The organism is Pseudomonas sp. PDM28 (genome assembly GCF_019219115.1).
In the GTDB taxonomy this organism is placed as follows: domain Bacteria; phylum Pseudomonadota; class Gammaproteobacteria; order Pseudomonadales; family Pseudomonadaceae; genus Aquipseudomonas; species Aquipseudomonas laurylsulfatiphila.
Genome location: NZ_JAHUWG010000004.1, coordinates 141576 through 158895, shown reverse-complemented (window position 1 = coordinate 158895; position 17320 = coordinate 141576). Strand labels below are relative to the sequence as shown.

General features: G+C 58.2%; 16 protein-coding genes and 1 pseudogene. 11 read left to right on the top strand and 6 right to left on the bottom strand.

All coding sequences use genetic code 11. The features are described 5' to 3' along the window. The first annotated feature begins 253 nt into the window (after positions 1–253). From KW841_RS10085 to KW841_RS10065, 5 genes and pseudogenes are all read left to right on the top strand, one after another. On the top strand, positions 254–553 hold the full coding sequence (locus KW841_RS10085) for a hypothetical protein (RefSeq protein WP_218475679.1): 300 nt from the start codon (positions 254–256) through the stop codon (positions 551–553). A 149-nt stretch (positions 554–702) separates the two neighbouring features. Then, the gene (locus KW841_RS10080; RefSeq protein WP_218475677.1) at positions 703–1146 is read left to right on the top strand and encodes a hypothetical protein; all 444 of its coding nucleotides are present in this window, start codon (positions 703–705) and stop codon (positions 1144–1146) included. Beyond that, positions 1146–1313 carry a hypothetical protein gene (locus KW841_RS29655; protein ID WP_256357770.1) on the top strand — a complete coding sequence of 56 codons (168 nt, stop codon included), beginning with the start codon at positions 1146–1148 and terminating at the stop codon, positions 1311–1313. The genes KW841_RS10080 and KW841_RS29655 overlap by 1 nt, the downstream gene beginning before the upstream one ends. A gap of 95 nt (positions 1314–1408) precedes the next feature. Continuing rightward, positions 1409–1582 (top strand): annotated as a pseudogene (locus KW841_RS10070) (YhfG family protein); the annotation flags it as partial. A gap of 66 nt (positions 1583–1648) precedes the next feature. Continuing rightward, positions 1649–2002 (top strand): DUF1493 family protein, encoded by a 354-nt coding sequence (locus tag KW841_RS10065; protein ID WP_218476190.1) that lies wholly within the window; start codon positions 1649–1651, stop codon positions 2000–2002. 411 nt (positions 2003–2413) lie between these two features. Here KW841_RS10065 and KW841_RS10060 read toward each other — a convergent pair whose 3' ends face one another. The 4 genes from KW841_RS10060 to KW841_RS10045 all read right to left on the bottom strand — a co-directional run bounded on the left by KW841_RS10060 (position 2414) and on the right by KW841_RS10045 (position 7222). Then, a complete protein-coding gene (locus KW841_RS10060; RefSeq protein ID WP_218475675.1) occupies positions 2414–3709 on the bottom strand; it encodes a hypothetical protein in 1296 nt (431 codons plus the stop codon). Between the two features lie 255 nt (positions 3710–3964). Beyond that, on the bottom strand, positions 3965–5506 hold the full coding sequence (locus tag KW841_RS10055) for a phosphoenolpyruvate carboxykinase (RefSeq protein ID WP_218475673.1): 1542 nt from the start codon (positions 5504–5506) through the stop codon (positions 3965–3967). A 180-nt stretch (positions 5507–5686) separates the two neighbouring features. Then, entirely contained in the window at positions 5687–6589 is a 903-nt protein-coding gene (gene hslO, locus KW841_RS10050) for an Hsp33 family molecular chaperone HslO (protein ID WP_015093022.1), read from the bottom strand. A gap of 228 nt (positions 6590–6817) precedes the next feature. Next, positions 6818–7222 carry an RNA-binding S4 domain-containing protein gene (locus KW841_RS10045; protein ID WP_218475671.1) on the bottom strand — a complete coding sequence of 135 codons (405 nt, stop codon included), beginning with the start codon at positions 7220–7222 and terminating at the stop codon, positions 6818–6820. 234 nt (positions 7223–7456) lie between these two features. Between KW841_RS10045 and KW841_RS10040 the strand changes: the two genes are divergently transcribed. Next, on the top strand, positions 7457–7918 hold the full coding sequence (locus KW841_RS10040; RefSeq protein WP_218476187.1) for an ATP-dependent zinc protease: 462 nt from the start codon (positions 7457–7459) through the stop codon (positions 7916–7918). Next, the gene (gene rimK, locus KW841_RS10035) at positions 7915–8820 is read left to right on the top strand and encodes a 30S ribosomal protein S6--L-glutamate ligase (RefSeq protein ID WP_007972871.1); all 906 of its coding nucleotides are present in this window, start codon (positions 7915–7917) and stop codon (positions 8818–8820) included. Before KW841_RS10040 ends, rimK begins: the two co-directional genes overlap by 4 nt. A gap of 167 nt (positions 8821–8987) precedes the next feature. On the opposite strand, the gene KW841_RS10030 is transcribed toward rimK, so the two are convergent. Continuing rightward, a complete protein-coding gene (locus tag KW841_RS10030) occupies positions 8988–10301 on the bottom strand; it encodes an ATP-binding protein (RefSeq protein WP_218475669.1) in 1314 nt (437 codons plus the stop codon). A 115-nt stretch (positions 10302–10416) separates the two neighbouring features. Continuing rightward, complete coding sequence (gene ompR, locus KW841_RS10025; protein WP_007972873.1) at positions 10417–11157, bottom strand: two-component system response regulator OmpR; 741 nt, start codon at positions 11155–11157, stop codon at positions 10417–10419. 361 nt (positions 11158–11518) lie between these two features. Between ompR and KW841_RS10020 the strand changes: the two genes are divergently transcribed. The 4 genes from KW841_RS10020 to tauA all read left to right on the top strand — a co-directional run bounded on the left by KW841_RS10020 (position 11519) and on the right by tauA (position 17313). Further along, the gene (locus KW841_RS10020; protein WP_102673947.1) at positions 11519–13843 is read left to right on the top strand and encodes a Tex family protein; all 2325 of its coding nucleotides are present in this window, start codon (positions 11519–11521) and stop codon (positions 13841–13843) included. After that, entirely contained in the window at positions 13843–14226 is a 384-nt protein-coding gene (locus tag KW841_RS10015; protein ID WP_007972875.1) for a PaaI family thioesterase, read from the top strand. The genes KW841_RS10020 and KW841_RS10015 overlap by 1 nt, the downstream gene beginning before the upstream one ends. 271 nt (positions 14227–14497) lie before the next feature. After that, on the top strand, positions 14498–16081 hold the full coding sequence (gene gshA, locus KW841_RS10010; protein ID WP_218475667.1) for a glutamate--cysteine ligase: 1584 nt from the start codon (positions 14498–14500) through the stop codon (positions 16079–16081). 254 nt (positions 16082–16335) lie between these two features. Further along, positions 16336–17313, top strand: coding sequence for a taurine ABC transporter substrate-binding protein (gene tauA, locus KW841_RS10005; protein WP_218475665.1), 978 nt, complete (start codon positions 16336–16338; stop codon positions 17311–17313). Positions 17314–17320: the final 7 nt, after the last annotated feature.

Sequence of the window (17320 nt, the reverse complement as noted above, 5' to 3'; positions counted from 1 at the left end):
CAATCCTATAGTCCGGGCTGTCGCTGCCAAATCAGCGACTCGGGCTTGGTCACCCGAATGGAACACATAAACGCGTCCGTTGTATGCTGCCGGCACTCAAGTGTCTGCACGCTTTATGGTGGCTGTGTTTGGGACGCCTTCGAGCGTGCCGGTTTTGTGTGTTCTCCCGGTTGACCAACCCGAACACAGTCCGCCTCCCATCGCTTGGTCACGATGGCGGTGGTTTCATCCAAAGCATTTGAGAATACATAAAATGAACAAATGGAACCCGTTCACCAACGAACGCTATCTCCCACTCCACACCAATCTCACCGATTCACAGCCTCTGATCATCGACACAGAAGCCAACCCCCAAGACATCCTCGAAGCCGCACTTCAACGCATCCGAGCTTCCAGCGAGCTCCTCCAAACCCTGCACTGCCAAAGCTTCAAGGACGGCGATGTCGAAGACATCCCGCACATAACCCACGCCCTCTACCTGCTAACCCAGGACGGCTGCGACCTGCTCAAGGTTGCCCAGCAACGCATGCTCAACTGGAAAGCCCCCGCTTAACGCGCTCGTTCAAGCAGGTTCCGTTCCCAAGTAGGAGGGGCCTGCCTGATCAATGATGTTTTTCTGCCACAACACATAGGAGCCGAACATTGCAAACTATTATTGATTGCGTAGCATGTGAGCCATTGTTCACCCATGGACTCACTCTCATGACAGCCGAAACTATCGATCACAGCACCCTCATACGATTGGTTGAGAAAGGCTCGGTAAACAGCGCGCATATCGTTGCGAATCCGGGAGGGTGGTCGATTCAAATTCCGTACGGGAACAAACAATGCTCCCTGACAGCGCAACGTAGTCGACAGGTACGACTGTTCAAACGACTTGAAACGCTGGTGACTTATCTGCAAGACGTAGGCATCACCACCTTCGATGTGGACGCATCGAACTATGATCCACTCCAAATCAAAACCTACACGCGTCCCGATCGTTCCGAGGCGTTGAAACAGGCACACGATGCCGCCGCATACGAGGAATGGTTCAAGGAGCAGGTCCAAATTGGGCTTGATGATTCAAGACCGACGGTGAGCGATGAGGAGGCCCGCCGAATATTCGCCGCCAAACGTGATGCCATACGTCAGCGGGCGCGTTGATGAAGGTAGTCTGGCGTCAGACGGCGCTTGATGACCGAAGCAAAATCATGGACCACATCACTCTGGACAACCCTGAAGCGGCGATTGCCCTCGACGAAATTTTCGAGTTGAAAGCTGAAAACGCTCGTCAGCGTCCGACTCTTTACAGAAAAGGCAAAGTCCCATGAACGCGGGAGATTGTTGCGACCGCCAACTACGTCATGATCTATCTGATCACAGAAAATGCAGTTGAAATGGTAAGGGTGATTCATGCCAGACAAAGATGGCCCTGACATTCATTTTGGTAATTCCCATGAGTAAATTGACCTTCAAACAAAAACAAGCTCATTACGAAAAGGTCAGTCGTTCAAATTACTTGGCTAGCTTGCGCCTCGCCGGATTCGATACTTCTCCGACAAACCTCAACAAGCCGCTTATCTCGCGAGAACAGGCACTCGAAAAATACCGAGAGAGCAAAACAGTTGAGCCTGACTCACGTCCCAGCCTATCGGAGCGCCTTCCAATGAACCTCGCCCCCAATTTCCCTGACGACCACCCAATGCAGCAACTCATGCAACTGCTGCACGAAGAAATCGGTCTGCCCGAGCGCAAAACCATCAGCCTCAACACCTCGATCAACTTCGACCTGGGCTGCAACGGTGCCGATGCACAGCATTTGATCGAAACCCTGGAAAACCACTTCGCCATCGACTTCGTGGATTTCGACAGCTATCGCTATTTCCAGCCCGACGGCTACGATGTATTTCTCAAGCGCAAAGCTAAGGGGCGCGGCGACAAGGTGCCATTGACCATCGGCATGCTCTACCGAGCCATCAAGGCCCAACACTGGGACACGCAGGCGCTGGAAGGCTTGTAACGTCCACGATAAGGAAATCGCGGGGACGTGTTGATGGGGGTTGTTGGCCGCCTTGCTGTGGGGGCGGCACGGATTTTCTGGTGGGGCTCAATGCCCGCGCGGTGGGGGGGCAAACGCGTCGTTTATTTCGGTCAGGCGCTGGGGCTTGTGCTGGTATTGGTCGGGGCGTTTGTCCTGAATCTGAAAACCTGAAACGACGCGCACGAAAAAGGCCGCCCCGAGGGGCGGCACGGCGCCACAATAAAAATGTGTCGCGCCGATGAGATGGAGCACAACTGCGGGATACCAAATCAACCCGTATCATCAGTGCAAAGGTCGAACTATTTTGGCGAAAAGCAAAGAATATTGCCCTCACTACTTATCGATACTTCATTCGACGTGTAATGACCAAGAGTTAAACATCATGAATCATCAACTCATGTAACGTAGGACTGCCGCACTAGAATGACCTTGATAATTAACAGCGCCGCTAACGAGAATTAATCCATCCTCTTGGATCCTGGCACACCGCCCATAACCGACATCGGGGAACCAGATTATTCCATCTAACGACGATTCATGACCAAATTCGACATCCGGCGTGCCATTTTCATGATAGCGACCCACAACCCCCAGATCCCCGCGCGGGCTATACCAAGTTCCTGCCACAACTATTTTATTATCTTTTTTTTGCACTGCACCTGAATAAAATTCAAGCTCATTTTGTTTTGCAATAACTTTATAGACTTCAGGACTGCCATCCTCTCCAAGCCTTACTATTACTGCATCCGATAGAGTACCACCGCCGAGATGAGGTGGAGGCGTTCTTCCAAAGCCATAAATTTTCCCAGTTGGAAGAATAGTGATCCCCAAAATCTCTAACTCTTTGATGTGCTCAAGTACAAAAAACCCTTTTCCTTTAAAGCTCTCGTCCTTGAAGCCACTCATATCGTAACGCGCAAAAATTCCAGCTGAAATAGTATCTTGGCCATCTTCAGTCAACTTGGTGCAATAACCAGACACAATAAGTTTTTCACCCCCCCTCGTTTCCTGGATACCTAACCCCGTAACTCGCATCATTCGCCAAGGTGCAGGCGCAGTAATATCTATGAAACCTTCCTTTTGAAAACTGAGGTCGAGATCTCCATTGGCTTCAAGGCGAATAAGCTGATGCCGATTCCCCTTTCGATTAGTATGGACCAGCAAAATCTTGCCATCCGCCAACAAAACCATGTTCGCTTGACCGAAGGCGCCTGATGACCTGACACTGCTTTCAGGTATGAATTTTTCCTTATCAGCTTCATAAACTTTAGAAGGATCAAGAATTTTTACCCCATTTTCCCCAAAGCCATCATCAAGACTTCCGTCCATATCGAATCTTGCTAACGCTGCTGACCGATAATCAAAATCTCCCGAGATTACAATTTTTCCATTCTTCTGCACTGCTAAACTGAATACTTGCGAATCAAAACCAGGTGAGAATTCACCGGTAATTACACCACCCCCAAAAGATGCATCAAGCTTACCACCCTCTGTAAGGCGTGCTAAAAAGTACTTCTTCGACTCCCCAGGCCTTAGTCGAGTCGTGCCGGCGACATAAACAAAATGTTGATACCCGTTCCTCCCTTCCGCCATAGCGTTTAAATATCCATCTATCTGAAGATTGCAAATACCCTTTTCACCATAACTTTGATCAAGTTCACCTGGGCGCTTCATTAAATCCGTCATTATGTTATCTCCATTTTTACGCCACCCAGAAAATGGGCGACCATAAAATTAGAGACGCAAACACAGATCAGCGTCTACTGTAAGTTCTAACAGCAAACAAGATCAGATGGCGATTATGGAAGGTTAAAAATGTAATAAGCGCCCTACCAGAGAGCGAATAAGACATTAATAATTCAGACATAAAAAAACGCTCAATGATGCATTGAGCGTTTTTTAATTGTTTGCCCCTTTGCGGAGCAATACTAGACAGCCAAGTTAAATCTTCGGACCCGCAGCCTTGATCGCGTCGCTCACTTCGAACTTCTTGAAGTTCTCGATGAACAGGCCGGCCAGTGCTTTGGCGGCTTCGTCGTAGGATGGCTTGTCGGTCCAGGTGTTGCGTGGGTTCAGCAGGCCAGTCTCAACGCCCGGTACGGCCAGTGGCACGTCGAGGTTGATGGTGTCCAGGTGCTCGGTCTCGGTACCGATCAGCGCGCCGCTCTGGATCGCTGCGATCACTGCACGGGTGGTCGGGATGTTGAAGCGTTTGCCGACGCCGTAGCCACCGCCGGTCCAGCCGGTGTTGACCAGGTAGACCTTGGAGCCGAAGCCGCGGATGCGCTTGATCAGCAGTTCAGCGTATTCGCCGGCCGGACGCGGGAAGAACGGTGCGCCGAAGCAGGTGGAGAAGGTCGACTTGATGCCACTGCCCGAACCCATTTCAGTCGAGCCCACCAGTGCGGTGTAGCCGGACAGGAAGTGGTAGGCCGCTTGTTCTTCGTTGAGGATCGACACTGGCGGCAGCACGCCGGTCAGGTCGCAGGTCAGGAAGATCACAGCGTTCGGCTCGCCACCGAGGTTCTTCTCGGAGCGCTTGGCAACGTGCTCCAGCGGGTAGGCGGCGCGGCTGTTCTGGGTCAGGCTGACATCGGCGTAGTCGGCGTGCTTGGCATCGTCGATAACGACGTTTTCCAATACCGCGCCGTGCTTGATGGCTTTCCAGATAACCGGCTCGTTCTTCTCGGACAGGTCGATGCACTTGGCATAGCAACCGCCTTCGATATTGAACACCACGCCTTCGCCCCAGCCGTGTTCGTCGTCACCGATCAGGTAACGGCTTTCATCGGCGGACAGGGTGGTCTTGCCGGTACCGGACAGACCGAAGAACAGGGTCACGTCGCCCTCTTCGCCGATGTTGGCGGCGCAGTGCATTGGCAGTACGTCGGCAGCCGGCAGCAGGAAGTTCTGCACCGAGAACATGGCTTTCTTCATCTCACCGGCGTAACGCATGCCGGCGATCAGCACTTTCTTCTGTGCGAAGTTGATGATCACGCAGCCGTCGGAGTTGGTGCCGTCACGCTCTGGCACGCATTCGAAGTTGGCAACGTTGAGGACCTGCCACTCGTCACGACCCGCCGGGTTGTACTGAGCCGGGTTGATGAACAGGCAACGGCCGAACAGGTTCTGCCAGGCAGTCTGGGTGGTCATCTTCACGGCCAGGTAGTGCTCGGAAGCCGCACCTACATGCACGTGGGAAACGAAATGCTCTTGCGCGTTGTTGAAAGCTTCAACACGGTCCCACAGGGCGTCGAACTTGTCGGCCGGGAACTTGCGGTTGATCGGGCCCCAGGCGATGGCGCCCGTGGTGCTCGGCTCATCAACGATGAAACGATCGACTGGCGAACGGCCGGTACGGTGACCGGTACGAACAACCAGTGCGCCGGTATCGGCAAGCTCGCCTTCACCGCGATTGAGGGCTTCTTTAACCAGATCATCAACACTCAGATCGGTGTACACGGCATTGTTGGCTTGCGTCATGAGGTTCCCCGTCGGCCAGTGGCCGAGTGCTCCAAACGTTTTTGTAGTAGAAAGTCGTGCACTACTACCGCGAAAAAAGTGGGCCGGATTATGCCAGAAAAGCCCAAAAAAAGTAGGCCCCTCCTGTCGTAACGGCGTTAATCCGGCGGTAGCCAGTGAATTTACCTGCGCTGAACCGTTTTAGTGACGGGTATCTGACGGCGTCTCGACACCCGCGCCGGCGAACAATTGGGTGACATCGGCGGCATCGAACAGGTAGCGCTGGTTACAGAACTGGCAATCGATTTCGATGTTGCCACCGTGCTCGACCACCAATTGCTGCGCATCTTCCACACCCAGACTGACCAGTGCATTGGCCGAACGTTCGCGCGAGCAGCTGCAACGGAAGCGCAACTTCTGCACATCGAACAAGCGCACCTGCTCGTCGTGGTACAGGCGATGCAACACGGTTTCGTTGTCCAGGCCCAGCAGTTCATCGGCGGTCAGCGTGCCGCCCAGGGTAGTGAGGTGCTGCCAGCTGGCGGCGCGCTCGTCTTCGTCCTTCAAACGGTCGGCAGGCAGCTGTTGCAGCAACAGGCCACGGGCGCGACGGCCGTCGGCGTACAGCCAGAAACGCGTGCCGACTTGCTGGGACATGACGAAATAGTTGGTGAAGCATTCCGACAGGGTGGCGCCGTCGAGGTCGACGATGCCCTGGTAACGCTGGCCCTGAGTCGGGTCGATGGTCAATGCCAGCACGCCGTCCGGCATCAGGTCGGCCAGGGTCGCGTCAGGTGCGATACGGTCCGCTTCGTAACGGGCCAGGCCACGGATCTCGCGCTCGCTGGAGCACTCGATCATCAGCAGCGGGATCGGGCCTTCGGAACGGGCTTGCAAAATCAGCAAGCCATCGAACTTCATCGCGCCGACCAGCAACGATGCGGCCGCCATCAGCTCGCCGAGCAGTTGCGCGACCGGCTGCGGGTAGGCGTGTTTGGCCAGGACTTCGGCGTAGCTGAGCTCCAACGAGACCAGCTCGCCACGGGTGTCGCTGTCATCGAAGATGAAGCGTTGGGTGAAGTCGTTATCCGGTAGGTCAGTCATAAGTCTGGGTATCTGAAGTGGTGACAAAAGTGATGACAGAATTCGAGGTCGCGCCTTGGCCATAGCGCCTTGCTGTCTGGTTATGGCTTACAGGACGGAGACTGTGTGCGCTTTACGACGAATGGCACTGCCAACGGCTCATAAAGGGTAGGCGAATTACCCCATATGGCTACGCACAAGCACAATTACAAGTCTTTGCCTGTTTGAGTGATCGACGGCCCCGGTCAATCATTCGTTGCTGCTGCCACGAAACTTGAACAGATCCCGTCGCTGTTTCTTGCTCGGTTTGCCATCGGTGCTTACGCCCAGGGCGCCTGCCTTGCGCTCGGCGGCGGCGTTTTCGCGCTTGGCGATGCTGGCTTGCGTTTCGGCGTACAGCATCTGCGCCTCCGGTGCGCCACGGCGAACGATCGACAACGCCTGGACCACCACCGTGCGCTCCTCGAAACCGGTGCGGATCACAAACTCGTCGCCGACCCGTGGCTCTTTACCCGGCTTGCAGCGTTCGCCTCGGCAATGCACCTTGCCGCTTTCAATCGCCGCCTTGGCCAGGGCACGGGTCTTGTAGAATCGTGCAGCCCACAACCACTTATCGAGGCGGACTTTGTCGTCCTCTTCGTTTTTTTGTGCCATGGAATTTCCTCATTCTGAAATATTGGTGAACTGTACTACCGTTTCTGACGTACCAAGAATTTCACCGGCTCGGATTACAATACCGACATTCCATAACCTCCTTGCGAGGCTGGAAATCCGGGCCGTAGATATCTGTCGCCTTTTAATCATTATTCTGCGTGAATACCGCGAATCCGGCCGCATGCGGCCCGAGCGGTTTCTACCGGTTGAGCACTTTTGAAGACATTTGACCATTTGACCGTTGTCGGTCTGCGCGAGTGGGTGGCGCTCCCGGATTTGGGAGTCGCCGGCCTTCGGGCAAAAATCGACACCGGTGCCAGCACCTCAAGCCTCCACGCCACCGACATCGAGCTGTTCGAGCGCGAGGGTGAGCAGTGGGTGCGTTTTACCGCCCACCTGGGCTCCGTCGTACAACTGCGCCACCGACGCTGCGAAGCACCGTTGGTGACGATGAAAACCATTAAAAGCTCAAACGGTCACGCGCAGGTGCGATACGTGATCAGCACCACCCTGGCCCTCGGTGATCGGGTCTGGCGGGTGGAGTTCACGCTCGCCTGCCGCAAATCCATGCGTTATCGCCTGCTGCTCGGCTCCAAAGCCCTGATCCACGGCCAGTTGGTGGTCAATCCGGGCATCAAGTATGTACAAGACAAGCCGGTGTTCCCGGTATCTACCTCCTCCACAGGTGTTGCATGAAGATCGCTGTGCTGTCGCGGAACCCGCGTCTGTATTCCACCCGCCGCCTGGTTGAAGCCGGTACTGAACGCGGCCATGAAATGGTGGTGGTCGACACCCTGCGCGCCTACATGAACATCGCCAGCCACAAGCCGCAGATCCACTACCGCGGCAAGCCGCTGGAAGGTTTCGATGCGGTGATTCCACGGATCGGTGCGTCCGTGACCTTTTATGGCTGCGCCGTGCTGCGCCAGTTCGAAATGATGGGGGTGTTCCCGCTCAACGAATCGGTGGCCATTGCCCGCTCGCGGGACAAGCTGCGTTCGCTGCAATTGCTGTCCCGTCGCGGGATCGGCTTGCCGGTGACCGGGTTTGCCCACTCCCCCGATGACATCCCCGACCTGATCGAAATGGTCAACGGCGCGCCGCTGGTGATCAAGGTGCTGGAAGGCACCCAAGGCATCGGCGTGGTGCTGTGCGAAACCGCGACCGCCGCAGAATCGGTGATCGAGGCGTTCATGGGCCTCAAGCAGAACATCATGGTCCAGGAGTACATCAAGGAAGCCGGTGGTGCAGACATTCGCTGCTTCGTCGTCGGAGACAAGGTGATTGCAGCGATGAAGCGCCAGGCCAAACCCGGCGAGTTCCGCTCCAACCTGCATCGCGGTGGAAGCGCGAGCCTGATCAAGATCACGCCGGAAGAGCGCATGACGGCGTTGCGCGCAGCCAAGGTCATGGGGTTGGCGGTGGCGGGTGTGGACATCCTGCGCTCCAATCACGGGCCGCTGGTGATGGAAGTGAACTCGTCGCCGGGGCTTGAAGGGATCGAGACCACCACTGGCAAGAATGTGGCGGGGATCATCATTGAGCATCTGGAGAAGAATGGCGGGCCGAATATGACCCGGACCAAGGGTAAGGGTTAACCCTGGTTTTTGTGGCGGCTGGAAGGCCGCCTTCGCGGGCAAGCCCGCTCCCACAGGGTTTTGGGTTGATAGCGATATTTCGGCTAGCCAAAATCACCGTGGGAGCGGCGGTGCGGCGATCCGACTTGCCCGCGAAGGGGCGATCAGCCCACTGAAAAAATCAGGTTTTAAACGGCATCCCGCGGCAACATCAACCCCAACGGCAAGCGCACCCGCGCTTCCAGTCCACCGCCCGAGCGGTTGCGCAGTTCAACATTCCCGCCATGCATCGAAGCAATCCGCTTCACGATCGCCAGCCCCAACCCGGTGCCCTTCCCGCCCCGGGCACGATCACCACGGGTGAACGGGTTGAAGATCGCTTCCAGTTCCGACGGATCGATCCCGGCACCACGGTCCATGACGCTCAGCACCACATACGGCGCGCTGATGTCCCCGGACACGTATGCCGCCACCTCCACGCCACTGCCGGCATGATGCAGCGCATTGCCGATCAGGTTGTTCAGCAGTCGCTTCATCGACACACGACGCAACGGAAACGGCTGAATCGGCTCCAGGCGCAGCCGCACTTTTTCTTCGGTCTGGTTATACGGCGCAGCGACTTCGCGGACCAGGTCGCTCAGGTCAACCTCCTCCACCGACTCGTCGCGCCCGTCGCGAATGAACGCCAGGAACTGATCGAGAATCGCGTCCATGTCTTCGATATCGCGCACCATGTCGTCAGTCAGGTCGGTGCGATCGCCCATCAACTCCAGGGACAGACGCAAGCGGGTCAAGGGTGTGCGCAAATCATGGGAAACCCCGGCCAGCATCAGCTCACGCTCGCGACCTGCCTGCTCCACGTCTTCGGCCATCTGGTTGAAGGCGCGGTAAACCTCGGTCATCTCACTCGGGGTATCGCTGATTGGCAAGCGCACGCTGCGCCCCTGGCCCAGTTGCCGCGCGGCATACACCAGACGCTTCAAAGGTTGATTGAGCTGGCTGACGAAGATCCACGCAGACGCCGTTGACAGCAGACCGATAGCAAGGAACCAGCCGAGCACATTCCAGATTTTCTGGCCACGCAACGGGTGCGGATACAACGGCACTTTCAGCCAACCTTCACCCAGGCTCGGAGCACGAACCCACAATGCCGGGGGAGAATGCATGCGTAGTCGCACTTCGGTGTCCGGCCCCAACTCGGTCTGCATCTGTCGCTGGTAAATCTCACTGTATGGCCAATGTTGCTCGCCTTCCGGGACACCGGCGCCCACTACCCGAATCAGGGGTGCACTATCGGCAATCTTGGCGCGGTTCTCTTCATCAGCCGCCCAGTAGGCGCGCAGTACCAGGGCGACACCGTGGCTGTACTGGCGGTCCACCAGCACATCTTCGTTCATCAGCAGATAAACCAGGGTCAGCGCCTTGGAGAAGAGAACGACGATGAGCACCAGCCAAAGGGTGCGGGAGAAGAAGCTCTGGGGGAACCAAACGGGGGTTTTCATGGATAACCGTTAAACACTTGCAGGAGAGAGCGATGCTCGCATATTGCGGTTTGCGAGTCTGCGGACAGGATCGAATGATCCGAAGTCCGCACGACCCGCTCCTACAAATCGCCAATCACTTGGTGGCGGTACCATCCGGAACAAACACGTAACCCACGCCCCAGACTGTCTGGATGTAACGCGGTTTGGAAGGATCGGGCTCGATCATCCGGCGCAGACGGGAAATCTGCACATCGATGGAACGCTCCAGGGCATCCCACTCGCGGCCACGGGCCAGGTTCATCAGTTTATCGCGAGTCAGCGGCTGACGCGCATTCATCACCAGGGCCTTGAGCACAGCGAACTCGCCGGTGGTGAGCATGTGCACTTCTTCACCGCGCTTGAGCTCGCGGGTGGCCAGGGACAACTCGTAGTCACCGAAGGTCACGCTTTCGTCTTCGCTGCCCGGGGCGCCTGGCACCGGGGCCGACTGGCGACGCAATACCGCCTTGACGCGAGCCATCAGCTCGTCCGGGTTGAACGGCTTGGCCAGGTAATCGTCGGCGCCCAGTTCCAGGCCCTTGATACGGCTCAGCTCGTCGCCCTTGGCGGTGAGCATGATGATTGGAATCTGGTTGTTCGCGTTGCGCAGGCGGCGGCAGGCGGTCAGGCCGTCTTCGCCGGGCAGCATCAGGTCGAGGACGACCAGGTTGAACACTTCGCGCGCCAGCAGGCGATCCATTTGCTCGGTGTTCGGTACGGCGCGGGCGCGGTAGCCCTTGCTGACGAAAAAACGTTCCAGCAGGCTGCTCAGCCCCGGATCGTCGTCAACGATAAGAATTTTCTCGCCTTCAGCAGTTTGTGCAGTGCTGCTCATTGGATGCTCCTTTGATCTCGGCGCGCATTATGGCGTAGCTGCCGTTATACGCACCGTGTGCATTGTTAGCAGATTTTTCCTTTAGTGCCAGAAAACCGGCCATTGCACCCGCAACCCCTGATGCCCCCGAACGACAGAACGCTGGTTATAATGCGCGGCCTTTTGTGTCAGGCAACATCAGACAGGTACTACAGACAGACGCCATTTATTTTCATGGCGTCGGCAGTAATTGTTCGATTTCACGGGTCAACGGGATACCTTTTGATCCAGGTAGCGGCGCAGGCCAGGCCGCTCAACCAGACTCGCCGAGCCCTTATCCTTGCGCCTGCGAGCCTGCTTTCACAATTTGTCAGGTGGTTTTATGGACAGCATCAACAGCCGCATCGCCGAGGAACTCGGTGTACGCCCACAACAGGTCGAAGCGGCCGTCGCGCTACTCGATGAAGGCTCTACCGTTCCCTTCATCGCCCGTTACCGGAAAGAAGTGACCGGCAGCCTCGACGATACGCAATTGCGTCATCTGGAAGAGCGCCTGCGCTACCTGCGAGAACTCGACGAACGGCGCATCAGCATCCTTGCCAGCATCGAAGAGCAAGGCAAGCTGACGCCGCAACTCGAACGCGACATCAAGCTCGCCGACACCAAGACCCGCCTCGAAGACTTGTACCTGCCGTACAAGCAGAAGCGCCGCACCAAGGGCCAGATCGCCCTGGAAGCCGGCCTCGGCGAACTGGCCGACGGTTTGTTCAACGACCCGTCCCTGAGCCCGGAAACCGAAGCCGCACGCTTCATCGACGCTGAAAAAGGCGTGGCCGACGTGAAGGCAGCCCTCGAAGGCGCCAAGTACATCCTCATGGAGCGCTTCGCCGAAGACGCCGGCCTGCTGGACAAGCTGCGCAACTACCTCAAGCAGGAAGCCACCCTCAGTGCCCGCGTGATTGCCGGCAAGGAGGAGGAAGGCGCCAAGTTCCGCGACTACTTCGAACACGACGAACCACTGAAAAGCATGCCGTCGCACCGCGCGCTGGCGATTTTCCGTGGCCGCAACGAAGGCATCCTCAGCTCCGCGCTGAAAGTCGGCGACGAACTGCCGGGCACCATGCACCCGTGCGAAGGCATGATCGGCCAGCATGTCGGCATCCAGAACCAGAACCGCGCCGCCGACAAATGGTTGGGCGAAGTGGTGCGCTGGACCTGGAAGGTCAAGCTCTACACCCATCTGGAAACCGACCTGCTGGGCGAACTGCGCGATGGCGCGGAAACCGAAGCGATCAACGTCTTCGCCCACAACCTGCACGACCTGCTGCTGTCGGCCCCGGCCGGCCCGCGCGCCACTTTGGGTCTCGACCCTGGCCTGCGCACCGGCTGCAAGGTGGCGGTGGTTGATTCCACTGGCAAGCTGCTGGATCACGCCACGGTTTACCCGCACGTGCCGCACAACAAGTGGGACCAGACCATCGCCGTACTCGCCGCCCTGTGCGCCAAGCACTCGGTGGACCTGATCGCCATCGGCAACGGTACCGCCAGCCGCGAGACCGATAAGCTCGCCGCCGAGCTGATCAAAAAATACCCAGCGATGAAGATGACCAAAGTCATGGTCTCCGAGGCCGGTGCATCGGTTTACTCGGCGTCGGAACTGGCTTCCAAGGAATTCCCGGATCTCGACGTGTCGATCCGTGGTGCGGTGTCGATTGCCCGTCGCCTGCAGGATCCGCTGGCTGAGCTGGTGAAGATCGATCCGAAATCCATCGGTGTCGGCCAGTACCAGCACGACGTGTCGCAGCTGAAACTGGCCCGTGGCCTGGATGCCGTGGTCGAGGACTGCGTGAACGCCGTCGGCGTCGACGTGAACACCGCGTCCGTGGCGTTGCTGGCGCGCATCTCCGGTCTCAACGCGACCCTGGCGCAGAACATCGTCAGCCACCGTGACGAGCACGGTGCGTTCAAGACCCGCGCTGCGCTGAAGAAAGTCGCACGTCTGGGCGAAAAAACCTTCGAACAGGCCGCCGGATTCCTGCGCGTGATGAACGGAGACAATCCCCTGGATGCCTCCGCGGTGCACCCGGAAGCCTATCCGCTGGTGCAGCGTATCGCCGCCGAGACCGATCGCGATATTCGTTCGCTGATTGGCGACAGTGGCTTCCTCAAGCGCCTGGACCCGAAAAAATTCACCGACGAAACCTTCGGCTTGCCAACGGTCACCGACATCCTGCAGGAGTTGGACAAGCCCGGCCGCGACCCGCGCCCCGAGTTCAAGACCGCCGAGTTCCAGGAAGGCGTCGAAGACCTCAAGGACCTTCAACTGGGCATGATCCTCGAAGGCGTGGTGACCAACGTGACCAACTTCGGTGCCTTCGTCGATATCGGCGTGCATCAGGACGGTTTGGTGCACATCTCCGCGCTTTCGGAGAAGTTCATCAAGGATCCGCGCGAAGCGGTGAAGGCCGGTGACGTGGTGAAAGTGAAGGTCATGGAAGTCGACATCCCGCGCAAACGCGTTGGCCTGTCGATGCGCATGAGCGACACCCCGGGCGAGAAAATCGACGGCGCTCGCGGCGCGCGTCCGGGGTCGGCGCCCCGCCAATCCCAGAACACTGCACCGCGCAAGGAAACCACGGCAGCAGCACCGAGCAACAACGCCATGGCTTCGCTGTTCGCCAATGCCAAGCAGTTGAAGAAACGCTGATGGACATTCCCGCCGGGCTGACCGAAAGCGCGTTTTTCAAGCTGCTGGGCTGCCGCTTGCACAGTCTGGAAACCGGGGTGGCGCAAGTCGCCCTGGCACTGGAGCCCGAACTGCGCAATCGCGGCGGCAAGCTCCACGGCGGGGCCTTGTTCAGCCTGGTGGACATTGCCATGGGGCTGGCCTGCTCCAGCACCCACGGCTTTGACCAGCAGAGCGCGACCATCGAGTGCAAGATCAACTACATCCGCGCCGTCTCTGACGGCGAGGTGATGTGCACGGCGCGGGTGATCCATCCGGGTCGCCGCACCTTGGTTGTCGAAGCCGATGTGATGCAGGGCGACAAACTGGTCGCAAAAGCACAAGGCACGTTCGCTGTCCTGTAGCTAGTCGTCATCAATTTGAGTTAATTTCAGCGCAATGCAACCTGTGGGAGCGGGCTTGCCCGCGATGGCGGTGTGTCAGACCACATAAATGGTGACTGACACTCCCTCATCGCGGGCAAGCCCGCTCCCACAGGGAACGTGCAATTCTTGAAAATCGGCATATGGCCTGTCAGGCTCAAAAACGAGGCGAAAACGCCAGTTTTAACTTCACCCTTGTAGACCGTCTTGCCCACCCCCATATTGGGGCGACTGACGCGTGAAGGAATCCAACTTGAGCGAACTTCTCAACCGCCGCCTGGCCCTGCTCGGCGAGCGCGCTAACCTCTCTCTGCTCGAACAGTGCCTTCACGGCATCGAACGTGAATGCCTGCGCGTGACCGGCGAAGGTCGCCTGGCGCAAACGCCGCACCCGGAAGAATTGGGTTCCGCGCTGACCAACGAACAGATCACCACCGACTACTCCGAGTCGCTGCTGGAGTTCATCACTCCAGCCCTGCCCGACCCGGCGGACACGTTGGCAAGCCTGGACAGCATTCACCGTTTTGCCTACAGCAAGCTCGGCAACGAGTACCTGTGGAGCCCATCGATGCCGTGCCCGTTGCCGGCCGAGGAAGACATCCCGATCGCCTATTACGGCACGTCCAATATCGGGCAGCTCAAGTACGTGTACCGCAAGGGCCTGGCCCTGCGTTACGGCAAGACCATGCAATGCATTGCCGGCATCCACTACAACTTTTCCCTGCCGGAAAAACTCTGGCCGCTGCTCAGGCAGGCCGAAGGCTTTGTCGGTAGCGACCGCGATTTCCAGTCGTCGTCCTACATCGCGCTGATCCGCAACTTCCGCCGCTACAGCTGGCTGCTGATGTACCTGTTCGGTGCGTCGCCAGCGCTGGATGCCGGCTTCCTGCGCGGTCGTTCGCATCAGTTGGAACAGCTGGACCCGCACACCCTGTACCTGCCGTACGCCACCAGCCTGCGCATGAGCGACCTGGGTTACCAGAGCAACGCCCAGGCCGGCCTGACGCCGTGCTACAACGATCTGGCCAGCTACACCGACAGCCTGCGCAAAGCGGTGGCCACGCCGTATGCGCCGTACGTCGAAGTCGGCACCCACCAGGATGGCGAGTGGGTGCAGCTCAATACCAACATCCTGCAGATCGAAAACGAGTACTACTCCAACATCCGCCCGAAACGCGTGACCTACACCGGCGAGCGGCCGATCCAGGCGCTGATGGCCCGGGGCATCCAGTACGTCGAAGTGCGCTGCCTGGACATCAATCCGTTCCTGCCGATGGGCATCGACCTTACCGAGTCGCGCTTCCTCGATGCGTTCCTGCTGTACTGCGCGCTCAACGACAGCCCGCTGCTGACCAACACCAGTTGCGGCAACGCGACCTCGAACTTCCTCAGCGTGGTCAAGGAAGGTCGTCGTCCAGGCCTGCAACTGCAACGCGACGGCCAGCCGGTTGACCTGAAGGAATGGGCCGGTGAGCTGCTGGAAAAAATCGCTCCGCTGGCCGCGTTGCTCGACCAGAGCCATGGCGGCGATGCCCACAGCAAGGCGCTGGACGCCCAGATGGCCAAGGTCCGGGACCCGTCCCTGACGCCATCGGCACAAGTGTTGGCGGCCATGGCCGAGCACAAGGAGAGCTTTGCCCAGTTCTCCCTGCGCCAAAGCCAGGCGCATGCCGAGTTCTTCCGCCGCGAGCCGTTGGCGGCTGAAGAGCAAGCGCAGTTTGAAGAGCGGGCGCGTTCATCGCTGGCTCAACAGGCTGAGCTGGAGCAGAACGAGGTCGGTGATTTCGATGTGTTTGTCGGGGCGTACCAGGCGAGCATTCTGGCGATCAGCAACTGAAGGTCCTTCGGACCTTATCGTCGGAACGCCGCCCGGAGCAAGCTCGCTCCCACAGGGTTCAGTGGTGTTTGCACGATTGTGCTCACACCGAAGATCCACTGTGGGAGCGAGCTTGCTCGCGATGACCACGTAGTGGTCGCTCCTCAAGTTTTCCTCTCATAAGCTAATTCGAATAAGTTATTTATTTTCGAATTCTTAGATCATTTAGTCTCTTTATCACGCCGACATTCGGTCGCCTGACAAGGAGCTTTCTGATGAAACTGACTTTCCCTCTACGCTTGCTGGCGGCCGCAACTCTGGCTACCGCGAGTTTCTTTGCCCAGGCGGCCGACGTCACCGTCGCCTACCAGACCACCGTTGACCCGGCGAAAGTCGCCCAGGCCGACGGCGCTTACGAAAAGGCCACCAAGGCCGATATCAGCTGGCGCAAATTCGACAACGGTGCCGATATCATCGCCGCCATCGCCTCCGGCGACGTGCAGATCGGCTACCTCGGTTCCAGCCCGCTGACCGCTGCCATCACTCGCAAAGTCCCGGTGGAAACCTTCCTCATCGCCACCCAGATCGGCGCCGCCGAAGCCTTGGTCGCCCGCGACGGCTCCGGGATCAAGACCCCGCAAGACCTGATCGGCAAGAAAATCGCCGTGCCGTTTGTATCCACCGGCCACTACAGCCTGCTCGCTGCACTGAAGCACTGGAACATCGATCCCTCGAAAGTCACCGTTCTCAACCTGGCGCCACCGGCGATCATCGCCGCCTGGAAACGCGGTGACATCGACGCCACTTACGTGTGGGACCCGGCCCTCGGCGTGGCCAAGGAAAACGGCAAGGTCCTGATCACCTCCGGTGAACTGGCCAAGTTCGGTGCTCCGACCTTCGATGCCTGGATCGTGCGCAAGGATTTCGCCGAGAAGCATCCGCAGATCGTCACCGCGTTCGCCAAAGTCACCCTCGACGCCTATGCCGATTACCGCAAAGACCCACAAGCCTGGCTCGCCAACCAGGGCAACGTCGACAAGCTGGTAAAACTGTCTGGCGCCAAGGCCAGCGATATTCCGCTGCTGCTGCAAGGCAACGTCTACCCGCTGGCGGCTGACCAGGTGCTCACCCTCGGCGCGCCGACGACCAAAGCCATCACCGACACCGCCGCGTTCCTCAAGGAACAAGGCAAAGTCGAGGCCGTGCTGCCGGACTACGCGCCGTACGTCAGCGCCAAGTTCATCACCAATTGATCGGGAG